The sequence below is a fragment of the Deltaproteobacteria bacterium genome (assembly GCA_019308905.1).
GTDB lineage: Bacteria > Desulfobacterota > BSN033 > WVXP01 > WVXP01 > JAFDHF01.
The window spans coordinates 162,748-177,667 of the sequence record JAFDHF010000001.1 but is presented as its reverse complement, the minus strand read 5'-3'; the positions used below and the strand labels follow the sequence as shown (position 1 = coordinate 177,667).

Sequence of the window (14,920 nt, the reverse complement as noted above, 5' to 3'; positions counted from 1 at the left end):
AGAAGGAGAAAGCGTGCTGATTTTGGCCATAGAATCCTCATGCGATGACACGGCAGCCGCCGTGGTGGAGGAGGGCAGGAAGGTGATCTCCAGCCGGGTTTCAACCCAGATCGAGATCCACCAGAAGTATGGAGGCATTGTGCCCGAGCTCGCCTCACGGAGGCACATCGAAACCATAATTCCCGTGATCAGGGCTGCCCTGGAAGAGGCTCGGACGACCCTCGATGATATCGACGGTGTTGCCGTCACCTGCGGGCCCGGGCTGATCGGGTCCCTTCTTGTGGGGCTTTCGGTTGCAAAATCGATCGCTTACGCAAAGGGGAAACCCTGGCTCGGAGTCAATCACATCGATGGGCATCTCTGTGCGGTTTTCCTGGAGCGGGACGATGTGGCCTTCCCCTTCCTGGGGCTGGTGGTCTCCGGGGGCCATACCAGCCTCTACCGGGTGGAGGGGGTTGGGCTCACTCGCCTGCTGGGCCGGACGAGGGACGACGCGGCAGGGGAGGTTTTCGACAAGGTGGCCAAGGTATTGGGGCTCGGGTATCCGGGAGGACCGATCATCGACAGATTGTCGGGAAAGGGGGATCGAGAGACGGTGAGTTTCCCCAGGGCGCTCCTGTCGGCAAGAACTCTGGATTTCAGTTTCAGTGGTCTCAAGACCGCGGTGGTCAACTATCTTCGGGCAAACCCTTTGAAGGAAAACGAAGAGGACCGGCTGGCAGGGGTTGCCTCGAGTTTCCAGGAGGCTGTGGTCGATGTGCTGGTGAGAAAAGCAAGGCAAGCCGCGCGCATTGAGAGGCTCGAGAGGATCGTGGTCTCCGGGGGGGTTGCGGCCAACAGCCGGCTCAGGCAGAGATTTCAGGAGATGGCCGGGGAAGAAGGGCTCCGGGTCTTCTTTCCTTCCCCTGGCTTGTGCACCGACAATGCCGCCATGATCGGGGTCGTCGGGTTTCACTGGCTCAGGCGAGGATGGGTCTCTCCCCTCTCACTCAACGCCTTTGCCACTCTGCCGATTCCAGCGGAGAGTCTGGTCAGGCAAGGGATTGCCGGAAGAAGTCTTCATGAAGAGAGGAATCGCCAAGAATAGGTGGGGGCATCTGCCCCGGAAAAGGCTCGGCCAGCACTTCCTCGTGGATAGAAATGCAATGGAGAAGCTCGTCGCGGTTGCCGATTTGGGCCCGGAGGACGTGGTGCTGGAGATCGGACCGGGCCGGGGAGAGATGACGCTGCTCCTGGCCCGGAGAAGCCGGCGGGTCGTCGCCGTTGAGATCGACGAATCTCTGGTCGGCCCTTTGAAGGCCAAGACCGCCCCCCTGGGCAACGTGACCGTGATCCACGGTGACGCCCTCAAGGTAGACCTGGAGGAGGTCTGCCGGTCTAGTGGGAGGAGGGTCAAGATCGTGGCCAACCTCCCCTATCAGATCTCCACTCCCCTGCTGAGGCGTTTCATTGGCCTGCGCCATCTGATTTCTTCCATGGTTCTCATGCTCCAGAAAGAGGTGGCTTTGAGAATCGTTGCGAAGCCAAGAACCAGGCAGTACGGGGCTCTCTCTGTCTTCCTCCAGCTCTACACGACGCCCAGCATCGAGATGGTTCTCCCTCCCCGTTGTTTTTTCCCCCGGCCGAAAGTGGATTCGGCCCTGGTAAGGTTCTCCGTCAACCGGGCTCCAAGGGTCGAGATTCATGATGAAAGGAGCTTCGAACGGGTGGTCCGTGTGTCTTTCGGCCACCGCCGCAAAACCCTCAAGAACGCGCTCAGGACGATTCTCCCAAGTGATCTGTTCACCTGCAAGATCGAAAAGTTGATGGAGGAAGTGGGGATAGACCCTGGAAGGAGGGCCGAAACCATGAGTCTGGATGATTTTGCTCGATTGACGGATGGTCTCATCCCCTATCTGTTGCCAGAGGGGCAGTAAAGAGGTCATAGAAACCCGATGTGGTAAGGATGGATGGCTTCAGCGGATCTTACCTGTTCTATACGGGAGGATTCATCTTCTTTGAGCAACTCCCTTTTCTCCTTGGCGGCCTTGCCCACGAAGGAAAGGATCAGGCTGGCTGCCACCAGACCGAGCGCCATGACGACCAGGAGTTTCACGAGAAACCAGAAATTCCTTATGAGAAGCAAGATGAAAAGAAAAGTGATGGCCGCCGCAAGCAGCTTGTGATCCTTCAAATAGTCGAGTGCGAGATCGATGTATTCCATACGCCCTTGCCTCCCTTCGACCAGGCTGAGATAAAGAAAGACCCGGAACTTTCATGATTTAGTATAGCAGGCAGAAGGTCGAAATCAAGGGGGGTTGTTGAATCAGGAGAGCCTGAGACAGGGGATGGCCGAAAATCGGGGGGCCGAACGCGGTTCTGGGAGTCGCCAGAATATGCTTGCCATGAAATTGAAGATCTGCTATTCTATCTTTGACAATAAATTTAGGTTCTTAGGGGAGTTTTTCCTCTTGACATGGCCTTTCGAAATTGGTAAGAGGTATACGGTAATCGATCGGGCGTAGGCACGTAGCTCAGGGGGAGAGCGCTACCTTGACGCGGTAGAAGTCGGCGGTTCGAAACCGCCCGTGCCTACCATTTTCTTACCTGGGGCATGGAGAGGGATTGAGGTGTGGTGGTTCCTGTCCCGCTTCAGGCCGGGTTCCTGTCAGGTTTTGACTGGACGGATCATGGATGTCGTTACCGTCTTTCTTTCAGATGGGTCTCAGACAGAGGTGGAAAAGGGAATATCCCTGCGGGAAGTTGCCAAGCGCATAGGCCGGAAGGATCTGGACAGGATCGTCGCGGCCCGGGTCGATGGGCACCTGGTGGACCTGGAGTCCTCCCTCAACGGGGATGCGAGTGTCGGCTTTGTTACCGAAGACTCTCCTGAAGGGTTGGAGATCCTGCGCCACTCGGCCTCTCACGTCATGGCCGCAGCCGTGAAGGAGCTTTTTGACGGAGTCAAGGTGACCATAGGCCCTCCTATCGAGGACGGGTTTTACTATGATTTCGATTTCTCCAGAGGGTTTACTCCTCAGGACCTGGAAGCCATAGAGAAGAAGATGAGGGAGATCATCCGGCAGGATGTACCCTTTGTCCGGAAAGAGGTGGATAGGGATCGGGCGATTGAAATGTTTCGGGAAATGGGGGAGCCCTACAAGGTGGAACTCCTCGAGGAAATTCCGGACAAGACCGTCTCCCTTTATGAATCAGGGGGTTTTCTAGACCTGTGCAGGGGGCCCCACGTAGCCTCTTCAGGAAAGATCAGGGCCTTCAAACTCCTGCGCGTGTCAGGGGCGTATTGGCGGGGAGATGAACGGAACAAGCAGCTCCAGCGCATCTATGGAACGGCCTTTTTTTCCCGGGAGGAGTTGGAATCGTACCTGAAGAAGCTCGAGGAAGCCAAGAAGAGGGATCACCGGATCCTGGGAAAACAACTCGACCTCTTCAGCACCCATGAGTTGGCCGGAGCCGGATTGGTGTACTGGCATCCCCGGGGGGCTCTGATTCGAGAGATTATCGAAGATTTCTGGAGGAGGGAACACCGCAGACGGGGCTACGAAATCGTCTATTCGCCGCATCTGTACAGGGCTTCTCTTCTCAAGGTCAGCGGGCACCTCCAATTCTACCGGGAGAGTATGTATTCTCCCATGGATATCGACGGGGTGGACTACTACATCAAGCCCATGAATTGCCCCGGGCATATCATGATCTACCAGAATTCGATTCGCAGTTACAGGGACCTTCCAGTTCGGTATGCCGAGTTGGGAACCGTCTACCGGTACGAGAGGTCGGGTACCCTCACCGGGATGTTTCGGGTAAGAGGGTTTACCCAGGATGACGCCCACATCTTCTGTACACCCGAGCAGTTGAAGGACGAGATCCTCGGGGTGCTGAACCTTGCCGACTTCATGATGCGAACCTTCGAATACGAATACCGGATCTACCTGGCGACCAGACCGGATAAATACAAGGGATCCGAAGCCCTCTGGGAGCGTGCCACCGGATCCCTGGAGGCGGCTCTTGAGGAGTTTGGGAGAGGGTACGACGTCGACCCCGGAGGGGGGGTCTTCTATGGGCCGAAGATCGACATCAAGCTCATCGACGCCCTGGGTCGTCTGTGGCAGGGTCCGACCATCCAGGTGGATTTCAATTTTCCGGAGAGTTTCAATATCGAGTATGTCGGAAAGGACGGCAATCGGCACAGGGTTGCGATGATTCATAGAACGGTTCTGGGCTCGATGGAGCGTTTTGTCGGCGGGCTCATCGAACACTACGGAGGCGCTTTCCCCCTGTGGTTGGCTCCGGTCCAACTGACCGTTTTGACTATAACGGACCGCAGCAAGACCTATGGCAAGGAGGTGGCGGCGCGGCTTAGGGAGGCCGGCTTCAGGGTAGGGGAAGACTTCAGGAACGAGAAGATCGGTTTGAAGATTCGAGAGGCACAGCTTCAGAAGGTTCCCTATATGCTCGTTATCGGAGACAGGGAGGTCTCGGGCCGGTCCGTGTCACCGAGGAGGCTGGACGGCCAGCAGCTCGAACCCATGGCCCTTGACCGGTTGATCGACCTAGTGAGGTCCGAGGCCAGGGTTCCAACAGCCGAATAAGTCGAGGAGGTGGGAGAGTATCGCGAGAAGAGACAGTAGTTTTCGGGAAAGAAGGCAAGAGGTCAGGGTGAACAACCGCATTCGGGCAAAGACGGTGCGGGTGATTGCGCCTGAGGGCGAGCAGCTTGGTGTTCTGCCCATAGCAGAGGCCCTGAGGATTGCCGGAGAATACGAATTGGATCTCGTGGAGGTTTCCTCCAAGTCGGATCCTCCTGTCTGCAGGCTGATGGATTATGGGAAATTCAAGTACCAGCAAAGAAAGAAGGCCCAGGAGGCCAAGAAAAAGCAGGCAGTGGTCCAGGTCAAGGAGGTAAAACTCCGCCCCAAGACAGATGTCCACGATCTCCAGTACAAGGTGAGGCACATAGAGCGGTTTCTGAAAGAGGGGTTGAAAACCAAGGTGACAGTGGTTTTCCGGGGCAGGGAACTGAGCCACCCCGAGATCGGCCAGCATCTCCTGAAGAGAGTGTCGGAAGAGGTCACGGAGTGGGGTCTTATCGAGCAGCAGCCGAAGTTCGAGGGGAGGGCGATGGTTATGATGCTCTCGCCCCGTCCGAACCAAACGGTGGAATAGTTGATCTGCAAAGGGAGAGACGTCGTGCCCAAGCAAAAGACGAACAGGGGAGCGGCAAAGCGCTTCAGAACGACTGCAAAGGGGAAGATCAGGCGACAGAAAGCCTTTGCCAACCACATACTCACAAAGAAGTCTCCGAAACGGAAGAGGTCTCTCAGGAAGGGAACAGTGGTTCACAGGACCAATGAAAAGGAAATCAGGAAGTTGATCCCTTACGCCTGATGGCTGAATGCCCAGAAAGAGGGGGGTTGCTTGTTTCCGTAAAGGCCGGTGGGCTTCCAAGGGAGGCGGAAGAGGAGTTTCCATACAATGCCGAGAGTGACGAGTGCTGTTAGACGGAAAAAAAGGAAGAAGTCGATTCTTAAACTGGCCAAAGGTTTTCGAGGCGGACGTGCCAGGCTCTTCCGTACGGCGACCGAAGCCGTTGACCGTTCCCTCAGGTATGCATACCGGGACCGCAAGGTTCGCAAGAGGGAGTTCAGGCGGTTGTGGATCGCCAGGATCAACGCCGCGGCTCGGTCCTACGGGATTTCATACAGCCGATTGATGGCCGGGATCCGCAAGGCCGGTATCGGGATGGACCGGAAGGTACTGGCCGATATGGCGGTTTCTGACGCCGGGGGATTTGCAAAAGTCGTGGAGATGGCCAAGGAGAAGTTGGCATAGCGATTCGCGGGTTGGGGGGGAGGGGGTTGGGGTTTTCTCTGCAGGATGAAAGGAGAAGGCTCTTTGGTATATCCGGGTCGGGTCGTTTGTCTCCGTGAACGGTCCGGCGTGATCAGCCTTTCCAGCGACTGCAATCCACGGGTTTTCCACTGTCATAGACCCGCTTTCCTGTAAAGCTACAGAGCCAGGGTGGAAATCGAGAGTTCGAATGGAAGAGGGTCATTTGATCATAGAGAGGATCGCACATCTGGAGGAGGAGACTCTCTCAAAGCTCAAAGAGGTTGAAACGGTCGAGGCTCTTGAAGACTGGCGAGTCAAGGTGCTCGGCAAGAAATCCGAGCTCGTGAGGCTCCAGAGAAGCATCGGAGACCTTCCAAAAGAGGAGCGCCCCCTTGTGGGGAAGCGGTCCAACCTGGCAAGAAAGAGGCTCGAAGAGGCTTTTGAGAGCCGGAAAGAGGAACTGGAAAGACTGAGAATCGACCCCCTTCTCAGGGAGCGGATCGATGTTACCCTGCCCGGATGGCCGGTGAGACAGGGAAGCCTCCATCCGAGCACTCAGGTGCTCCGGGAGATCCACTCGATCTTTTCAGAAATGGGATTCCAGGTCTTTGACGGGCCAGAGATCGAAACAGACTACTACAATTTTGAACTCCTCAACATGCCTGCCAACCACCCTGCCAGGGATATGTGGGACACCCTGTATATCAGCGACACCCTCCTGTTGCGGACCCATACCTCTCCCGGCCAGATCCGGGCCATGAAGGCTTTCTGCCCCGAACCCATCAGGGTCATTCTGCCTGGAAAGTGCTATCGTTACGAGGCGATCACGGCACGTTCAGAGGTGATGTTCCACCAGGTGGAGGGGCTCGCTGTGGGCAGGAAGATCACCATGGCAGACCTGAAGGGAGTCCTCATCGAGTTTGGCAGGAAGATGTTCGGATCGGAACGCAAGATCCGTTTTCGATGCAGCCACTTTCCCTTCACCGAGCCGAGCGTCGAGGTCGATATGGACTGCCTCGTCTGTGGAGGGGCGGGTTGTTCAGTGTGCAAGTATACGGGATGGGTGGAGATCCTGGGGGCCGGCATGGTGCATCCCAAGGTTCTTGAGAACGGCGGGTATGATCCTGAGGTTTTCAGCGGTTTTGCTTTCGGCATGGGACCCGAACGGATTTTCATGTTGAAGTACGGCATCGATGATATCAGGCTTTTCTTCCGGAACGATCTCCGGTTTCTGAAACAGTTCGGTTGACGAGGTTCTTCTGCCCCCTTCCCGTCCTTCGGAGACAAAGGAGGGCTGGCCAGAGCGTTGCAGCGGTAAGGCTGCTGAAGATCGGAAGCATATGCGAGTTCCCTTGAGTTGGCTGAGGGATTTTGTCTCTGTTGAGGTCGCCCCCGAATCACTGGCGGAAACTCTGACCATGGCCGGCCTGGAGGTCTCAAAGATAGACCTTGTGGGCCGGGACTGGGACAGGGAACTGATCCTGGTGGGCGAGATCGTGGAGGTCAGACCGCACCCGGAGGCCGACAGATTGACCGTCGCCAGGGTGGCTTATGGATCGGGCCGCGTGGCCGAAACCGTGAGTGGAGCACCGAACGTCCGGGTTGGTGACCGGGGGCAAAAGGTTGTTCTGGCCCTTCCCGGTGCTTCCTTCCTGGATCCTGAATCGGGTGGACAACGGCGGATCATCCTGAAGCCCGCGGAGATAAGGGGAGTTCGGTCAGAGGGGATGCTCTGTTCAGAGAGAGAACTCGGTATCTCGGAAGATCACAGTGGCGTGATGATCCTCGATCCAGAGGTGCCCGTGGGTACTCCCCTTCAGGACTATCTCGGCGATACCGTGCTGGATCTCGACCTGACCCCGAATCTCGGCCGGTGTTTCTCGATCATAGGGGTAGCCCGAGAGGTGGCAGCCCTGACAGGTCAGGCCTTGAAGAGGCTTCCCCCCGACGCCCTTGCTCTGAGCAGCGAGGGAGGATGGAGGTGTTTGACCGATGAGAACCCGCGGAAGGCCACGACGAGTTATGTGAGTGTGGAGATCCTTGAGCCGGAGCTCTGCTCCAGATACTCCGCTTGTCTGATCGAGGGGGTGAGGATCGGGCCGTCTCCCATGTGGATGCAGAATCGCCTGCGCTTGGCCGGGATGCGTCCCATCAACAACGTGGTGGATGTGACCAACTACTGCATGTGGGAATTGGGTCAGCCCCTCCATGCCTTCGACTATGAGAAGATAAGGGGTAAGAGGGTATTGGTCCGGAGAGCGCAGCCGGGGGAAGAGATAGTCACCCTCGATGGCGTGCTCAGGGGACTCACGGACCAGAACCTCTTGATAGCGGACGAGGGCGGGCCGATCGCCATCGCAGGTGTCATGGGAGGGCTCGATTCGGAAGTCGGCGAGGGTACCAGATCGATTCTCCTGGAGGCGGCGAACTTCGAGCTGACCAGCATCAGACGGACCGTGCAGGCCCTCAAGCTCCCCAGCGAGGCCTCTCTCCGATTCGGCAAGGGTATCGATCCTGAGCTGACGGTTCCGACCTTACAACGGGCAAGCCTTCTGGTCAAGGGATTTTCCGGGGCTGCGGTCTCCCCTGAGATTGCCGATGCCTATCCTGTCAGGGTGGAGGAGAGAGTCATCCACCTGAGCACGGGTGAGATCAGGAGAATCCTCGGCATGGATTTCCCGGTGGAGAGGGTCTCGGCTATTCTCGAGTCTCTGGAATTCCAGTGCGTGAAGACAGAGGAGCCGGGGACCCTCGCCGTGACGGTCCCCACCCACCGTCTTGATGTCTCCATTGCCGTGGATCTCATAGAAGAGGTGGCCAGAATCCACGGGTATGACAAGATTCCGGCCACTCTGATGCAAGACGTTCTGCCGCCCCAGCGGTCCAGCCCCTATCTGGACTTTGAGGAACAGATACGGGACGTACTGGCAGGCTGCGGTCTCATGGAGGTCATCACCTACACCATGACCAACGGGGAGAGTGTCTCCAAACTCGATCCCGGTAAGAGAGAGCCCGATCTGTCGGAGTTCATCAGGCTGGTGAACCCGGTCAGCCTGGACAAGACGGTCATGCGGAGGAGTCTCCTGGCCGGGATGCTCGAGACGGTCTGTTTCAATTCCAGATTCTCAAACCAGTTGATGTTCTTTGAGATTGGCCGGGTCTATCGGCCTTTGCCTGATCAGGAGCTTCCGGAGGAGGAACATCGCCTGGGGATCGTGGTTTCCGGTCCCGCGGACAAGGGATGGTGGGGCGGTCCGGAGAGCGGCATGGTTGGATTCTTCCATTTGAAGGGCATTCTTGACGTTCTTTTCGGCCGTTTGGGGGTTGTCCCCTGCGAGTATGTTCCTGCCACTTACGGGCCATTCCATCCGGGTAAGAGCGCGGTAGTCCGTGCCGGCGGGGAAGACGCGGGGTACCTCGGCGAACTCCATCCGGATGTCCAACGCAATTTCGAGCTGCCTGATCAACCGGTAGCGGCTGCGGAGTTGAATCTGGATTTGCTCTTCGGACGGAGAAGGGAGCGGCGCTATAGGCCGATTTCACCTTTTCCTGCAGCAAGAGAGGATCTGGCCGTGGTTCTAAAGGAGGAGATCCCGTTCCACGAGATCGTCAGTGTGGTCATGGAAGCTGGGAGCCCCCTCGTCAAAGAGGTGGAGCTCTTTGACGTTTGGAGGGGGGCGAAGATCCCGGAGGGGGAGAAAAGTATTGCCTTTTCCCTTGTTTATCAGGCGGACGATCACGTGCTCAGGGCGGAGGAGATAAAAGAGACGCGGGAGAATATCATCGATAGGCTGTCCAATGCACTGGGAGCCAGACTCAGGGAGTAGATGGAGATCCAGGGTTGCCTGGCGGGGTCGGAGGCGGCGGGGGCTTTGTCTCCAATCAATATGAAGTCCCGTGGTTCTCTTTGACTCCAGAGGTGGTCCCATGACTAAAGGAGGTTCCGTTATGACAAAGGTGGATATCATCAGCAGTGTGTACGAGAAGGTGGGTTTCTCCAAGAAGGAGGCCGTTCATGCCGTGGAGACGATCTTTGATGTCATGAAGGAGACACTGGAGAGGGGTGAGAAGATCAAGATCTCCGGATTCGGGAATTTTGTTGTGCGGAACAAGCGCGCCAGGAGGGGGCGAAATCCTCAGACCGGTGACGATATCGAGATATCTGCGAGAAGAATCCTGACCTTCAAGCCGAGTCAGGTTCTCAAGAACTCATTGAACAGGGCTAACAGGAAGTGAGGAGAGATCGGTTGGGGTCGAAGCCTTTTGCCGACAAGATCTACTATAGAATAGGAGAGGTTGGCAGGATCACGGGGGTAAAGCCTCATGTCTTGAGGTACTGGGAATCGGAGTTCAAGGAGATTAGGCCCTTGAAGAGTCGATCCCTCCAGCGTCTGTACCGGAAGAGAGACCTGGAGCTGATCCTCGAGATCAGACGGCTTTTGTATGACGAGGGCTACACCATTGCAGGGGCGAAGCCGAAGATAAGGGAGTTGGCCAGGAGCGGTGGGAGGCAGAACAAGCCCGGGATTGACAGGGAGAAGTTGCAAGAGTTTTTTGTCGACCTGAAGGCGGAACTGGAAGGAATCAGACAGATACTGGAGTGATCTCCAACCGAAACAGCAGAGCGGGGGGTTCCCGTAACCGGCCTTTGGCCGATCCTGGGGCCCAGACAAGTCCGAGAGTTGTGCCTTATTCCTGCCTTTTCTTGAAGACAACAGCAGCTGAAGTTCTGGACATTTGGATTTCCTTTCAGTATATTGAAAGAGCGTCGGGGCGTGGCGCAGCCTGGTAGCGCACTGGTATGGGGTGCCAGTGGTCGCCGGTTCAAATCCGGCCGCCCCGATGTTTTTTTTTGGGCTGGATCGGGGTGCATGGTGAAAGGGACATGAAGATCCTCCATACGGCTGACATCCATCTCAGGACCAAAGGAGATGAGAGGTGGCAGACCCTTGAGTCTCTCGTCTTGCTGGGCAGGAAGGAGGGTATCGATCTACTCGTGGTGAGCGGGGACCTCTTCGACGGGGAGGGAGACGCCGAAGAGCTGCGGCCGGCAATACGGGAGGTCTTTTCTCAGACAGGGTTCAAGATTGTTCTGATTCCCGGGAATCACGACAGGGACGCGTACAGGAAGGATGTCTGGTTCGGGGAAGACGTGGTCGTCCTGACCCGTCTCGATGCTCCGTTCGAATACAAGACGGTGAGGATTTGGGGGATGCCCTTTGAGCCCATAGGAGGGGAGGAGATCCTCCGGAGGCTCAGGATCCTGGGAAGCCGCCTCGCCTCGGACAGATGCGAGATACTGCTGTACCACGGGGAACTGCTGGATGCATTCTTCTCGAGAGGGGACTTTGGTGAGGAAGGCGAAGAGAGATACATGCCGGTCAAACTCTCCTATTTCAAGGACCTGGACCTCGACTATGTCCTCGCCGGTCATTTCCATTCGAGGATCCATTTCTGGAGTCTGGCCAAGGGGGGGTATTTCGTGTATCCGGGCTCTCCTGTGTCGATAACGAGAAGGGAGAGGGGCCGGAGGAAGGTCAATCTTTTTGAGCCTGGTAGTATGCCGTCCGAGTACCCCCTGGATTCGCCTCATTTTGAGGAGGTGGTGATAGAACTCGATCCCTTTGGAGACGAGAAGCCCCTCGAGGTGGTGAGGGGACGTCTCGGTGGAATTTGCGGTGAGGCGAGAATCATTCTCACCGTCAAGGGCTTCCTGAACGGCAGGACCGCCGGGATGGGAGAGAGCCGGCTTGTGGAAGAGATCAAGGGGATTTGTGGGGGGAGGTGCGTAGAGGAACATTATGAGTTCAAGGATATCGAGTCGATCCTCGAGGACGATCTGTTCAGGAGTTTTGTCGAAAAATTGGGGCGGATAGGATACAAGGAACGGGAGAAGGAAGAGGTGCTCAAGATCGCGACCAGGGCGATGATGGATGCCATGCGATGAGAATCAAGGAGTTCCTCGTAAGACGGTACGGTCCCCTCCACGACAGGGGGTGCACTTTCAGGCGTAATCTCAGCCTCATCTTCGGCAGGAACGAGCGGGGCAAGACCCTCACCATAGATGCCCTTGTGAAGCTGATGCTCGGGAAGAATATAAAGGATTTTGAGTTGATAGATCGCGTCGAGGAGAGCCCGGAGGGCTACGTCATCCTGGAGGAGGGGGAAGGCAGGGAAGTAAAGCTCCCGGAAAGAGGGACCCTCCCAAAGGTTCTGGACCTGAGTTCCGCGGAATGCAGGAACATCTTTGTCATAAGAAACAGTGACCTCTCCATCTCCCGGGAGCAGCAGTTCTATGCGGGATTGACAGACCGGCTGCTCGGTCTGAGAACTGCCGAGATTGCGAGGATAAAGGAGGCCCTTCGGGAAATCGGCAGAATAACTCCTACAGGTTCGTTCCGCGATATCAAGGAAGAGAAACTGAAGACTCGAATAGAGGGAGGGGAAGAACTCCTGGGCAAGATAGAGGGTCTCCTCGAGGAGGTGAGGCAAGAAAATTTCGACGACCTCGAAGAGGAGGCTGCTCGTTACGGTGACCGCCTGGACCGTATAGGGGAGATGATGGAAGAACTCGAGGCGGCCCGCAGAAGGGAGCGATACGAGAAGGGGAAAAGAGCCTTCGACAGCCTCAGGGAGTCCCTGGGGAGATTGGGCGGTATGGGGGTCTATGAGGAGAAAAGCGGCCAGGTATGGAGAGACTGCAGCAGGGATATTCAGAGACTCCGTGATGACCGCAAGGCCCTTGAGAGGGAGTTGGAGATAAGAGGTGCCGAACTCAAATCCCTGGTTAGAGCGTTTGATACGAAACAGAGCGATCTCCAGGTGATGAGAGAGGTGAAAAACCGGCTCGACAACGAGATCAGGCAGGAATTGAACGACTATGGAAGAAGGAGGCAGCGTCTGGTTTCCATGGAGAACCAGGAGAGGTTTTTCCATGGTGCGGGACTCATCTCCTCACTGTTGGCCGGTATCTGCCTGCTCGGGCTGCTGATCGAGCCCTCCCGAGTGTTCCTGGTGCTCTGCCCTCTGCTCCTTGTTTCGGCCCTGGTGCTGTGGGTAGCCAGGTTCAGGACGGTGAGGTACCGGGCTTCCCTTGCCGCCGACTTTGAAAGAATCAAATTGAGTCTCTCGAGGCTCGATCTGAGCGGAGGAACGGTGGAGGAGATTCTGTCGAAAATCCACCGGTTCGACGCGGAATTCATCAGGAGGAGTGAGGAACTCCAGGACGTGAGGAGGAGGAAGGAGAGCACGGAGGAGAGAATCAGGGAAGTGGAAGAGAGGGCTATCCCGGAAGTCGATAGAAAGATCATGGAGGCGAATGGGAAGATCGATGAGATAAGAAGGCGTTCCGGAGTCGAGTCTCTGGAGGAGTATATGGAGAGAGTCGGCCTGAAGCAGAACCTCGAGAAATCGGCAGGAGAGTCTGCAAGCGTTTTGAGAAGCCAATTCGGAGAGATTCAGGGAGGGTTGGCGGTAAATGTCCCATACTGGGAGAAAGAGATAGCAAGGCTTGAGAAGTACCGGGACAGGGCCGGGGGTACCAGATACAGCGAGGAAACCGTGGCAGAGCTGGAGCAGGAGAGGCAAGGGCTCCTTGAGAGTCTGGCAGAAACCAGGGATAAGGTAGGCTCTTTCCAGAGAAGAATGGAAGAGATCGAACGGAAGGCCAATGAGATTCTCCGGCCGGGTGAAGAGTATCTCTACTGTCGAACCTCGGTGGATCTGAGGGGGATCAGGAAGAGACTCGAGGATTTCCTTGCCCGGAACAGCAGGATTAGGAACTCCGCTTTGAAGGCCATATCCATCTTCGAAGAGATAGAAGGAGAAGAGAAGGAGAAGATATCCGAGCTCTTCGAGCCTGGAGGCCCTGTTTCGGGGTACTTTGTGAGGATAACCGGAGGACTCTACAGGGAGGTCACCCTTAACCAGCGCCTGGGGCGGATCGAGGTGGAGCGGGCCGACGGGGTTCGACTGGGCGCGGAGAAGCTGTCGGGAGGTGCTTACGACCAGTTGTACCTTTCCATCCGGCTTGCCTTGGGTGAGAGACTTCTGAAGGGAGGGAAGGGTTTTTTCCTCATGGACGATCCCTTCATAAAAGCGGACGAGGAAAGACTGCGAAGGCAGATGGAGGTGCTCAAGTCGATCTCTGCTTCCGGCTGGCAGGTCGTGTATTTCTCCGCTAAGGAGGAGGTCAGAAGGGTGTTGGCAGATGAGATACGAAGGGATAGTATTGACTATGTGGAAGCCGAGGCCGTGTTCTGTTGGCCGGGCCCGGGTTCCGGTGATATCCAGGGAACCGGCTCCTATGGCAATGGGCGGAGTGGATGAAGATACTTGTAACGAATGATGACGGTATCCATTCTGAGGGGCTCCATCTTTTGGTGGAAGCACTGAGAGAGGTGGGTGAGGTAATCGTTGTCGCTCCGGAAAGAGAGCGGAGCAGCGTGGCCCATGCTCTGACCATGGACAGGCCCCTTAGAATCAACAAGGTCGGGGACGATACCTATACGGTCGACGGCACTCCTGTGGATTGCGTGATACTGGGGACCCATATGCTGCGGCCGGAGCGCCCTGCAATCATCGCCTCTGGGATCAACAAAGGGGGGAACATGGGGGAGGACATCCTCTATTCGGGCACCGTCTCTGCTGCCCTGGAGGGGACGATCATGGGCATCCCGTCTTTTGCGGTATCGACTGTCTCGCGGGAGGATTTCAAGTTCAGGGGGGCTGCAGAGTTCGCCGTCCGAGTGGCCAGATTCATTCTGAGAAATGGACTGCCCCGGAGAATGCTGCTGAACGTCAACGTCCCGAATTTGGATCCAGAATATGTCCGGTCTTACAGGATTACCCGCCAGGGAAAGAGGATCTACGGGGATGTGGTCTGCGAGAGCAACGACCCCAGGGGCCGGAGGTGCTACTGGATCGGAAGCAACGAGTTGAGATTCGAAAGGGAAGAGGGGACCGATTTTGAGGCGGTTTCCCAGGGGTATGTCTCTGTGACCCCTCTTCATCCGAATCTTACCTGTTCTTCCTGCCTGAGAGAGATGAAATCCTGGGAGATATGACTTGGCTTCCCATTCTGGAGACCGAA

General features: G+C 56.5%; 14 protein-coding genes and 2 tRNA genes. 15 read left to right on the top strand and 1 reads right to left on the bottom strand.

Annotated features, from left to right (window positions below):
- Positions 1-13 precede the first annotated feature (13 nt).
- Both tsaD and rsmA read left to right on the top strand, forming a co-directional pair.
- The gene (gene tsaD / locus JRJ26_00805) at positions 14-1,087 is read left to right on the top strand and encodes a tRNA (adenosine(37)-N6)-threonylcarbamoyltransferase complex transferase subunit TsaD (protein MBW2056014.1); all 1,074 of its coding nucleotides are present in this window, start codon (positions 14-16) and stop codon (positions 1,085-1,087) included.
- Positions 1,062-1,916, top strand: a complete 855-nt coding sequence (rsmA, locus tag JRJ26_00800; protein MBW2056013.1) for a ribosomal RNA small subunit methyltransferase A — start codon at positions 1,062-1,064, stop codon at positions 1,914-1,916. The genes tsaD and rsmA overlap by 26 nt, the downstream gene beginning before the upstream one ends.
- Positions 1,917-1,921: 5 nt before the next feature.
- Here the strand turns inward: rsmA and JRJ26_00795 are convergent, their stop codons facing one another.
- On the bottom strand, positions 1,922-2,203 hold the full coding sequence (locus JRJ26_00795; GenBank protein ID MBW2056012.1) for a hypothetical protein: 282 nt from the start codon (positions 2,201-2,203) through the stop codon (positions 1,922-1,924).
- A gap of 299 nt (positions 2,204-2,502) precedes the next feature.
- Here JRJ26_00795 and JRJ26_00790 point away from each other — a divergent pair.
- From JRJ26_00790 to surE, 13 genes are all read left to right on the top strand, one after another.
- Positions 2,503-2,577 (top strand) — tRNA-Val (locus JRJ26_00790).
- Positions 2,578-2,669: 92 nt separating this feature from the next.
- Positions 2,670-4,589, top strand: a complete 1,920-nt coding sequence (thrS, locus tag JRJ26_00785) for a threonine--tRNA ligase (protein ID MBW2056011.1) — start codon at positions 2,670-2,672, stop codon at positions 4,587-4,589.
- A 19-nt stretch (positions 4,590-4,608) separates the two neighbouring features.
- Entirely contained in the window at positions 4,609-5,163 is a 555-nt protein-coding gene (locus JRJ26_00780; GenBank protein ID MBW2056010.1) for a translation initiation factor IF-3, read from the top strand.
- A 24-nt stretch (positions 5,164-5,187) separates the two neighbouring features.
- On the top strand, positions 5,188-5,385 hold the full coding sequence (gene rpmI, locus JRJ26_00775; protein ID MBW2056009.1) for a 50S ribosomal protein L35: 198 nt from the start codon (positions 5,188-5,190) through the stop codon (positions 5,383-5,385).
- Between the two features lie 87 nt (positions 5,386-5,472).
- Complete coding sequence (rplT, locus tag JRJ26_00770; GenBank protein MBW2056008.1) at positions 5,473-5,829, top strand: 50S ribosomal protein L20; 357 nt, start codon at positions 5,473-5,475, stop codon at positions 5,827-5,829.
- Positions 5,830-6,037: 208 nt separating this feature from the next.
- The gene (gene pheS, locus JRJ26_00765; protein MBW2056007.1) at positions 6,038-7,078 is read left to right on the top strand and encodes a phenylalanine--tRNA ligase subunit alpha; all 1,041 of its coding nucleotides are present in this window, start codon (positions 6,038-6,040) and stop codon (positions 7,076-7,078) included.
- Between the two features lie 91 nt (positions 7,079-7,169).
- Positions 7,170-9,656, top strand: a complete 2,487-nt coding sequence (locus JRJ26_00760; GenBank protein ID MBW2056006.1) for a phenylalanine--tRNA ligase subunit beta — start codon at positions 7,170-7,172, stop codon at positions 9,654-9,656.
- A gap of 121 nt (positions 9,657-9,777) precedes the next feature.
- Entirely contained in the window at positions 9,778-10,065 is a 288-nt protein-coding gene (locus JRJ26_00755) for an integration host factor subunit alpha (protein ID MBW2056005.1), read from the top strand.
- An 11-nt stretch (positions 10,066-10,076) separates the two neighbouring features.
- Positions 10,077-10,433 (top strand): MerR family transcriptional regulator, encoded by a 357-nt coding sequence (locus JRJ26_00750; protein ID MBW2056004.1) that lies wholly within the window; start codon positions 10,077-10,079, stop codon positions 10,431-10,433.
- Positions 10,434-10,598: 165 nt separating this feature from the next.
- Positions 10,599-10,672 (top strand) — tRNA-Pro (locus JRJ26_00745).
- A gap of 42 nt (positions 10,673-10,714) precedes the next feature.
- Positions 10,715-11,776, top strand: coding sequence for a metallophosphoesterase (locus tag JRJ26_00740; protein ID MBW2056003.1), 1,062 nt, complete (start codon positions 10,715-10,717; stop codon positions 11,774-11,776).
- Complete coding sequence (locus JRJ26_00735; GenBank protein ID MBW2056002.1) at positions 11,773-14,157, top strand: AAA family ATPase; 2,385 nt, start codon at positions 11,773-11,775, stop codon at positions 14,155-14,157. Before JRJ26_00740 ends, JRJ26_00735 begins: the two co-directional genes overlap by 4 nt.
- Positions 14,154-14,894 carry a 5'/3'-nucleotidase SurE gene (gene surE, locus JRJ26_00730; GenBank protein ID MBW2056001.1) on the top strand — a complete coding sequence of 247 codons (741 nt, stop codon included), beginning with the start codon at positions 14,154-14,156 and terminating at the stop codon, positions 14,892-14,894. The genes JRJ26_00735 and surE overlap by 4 nt, the downstream gene beginning before the upstream one ends.
- The last annotated feature ends 26 nt before the right edge of the window (positions 14,895-14,920 follow it).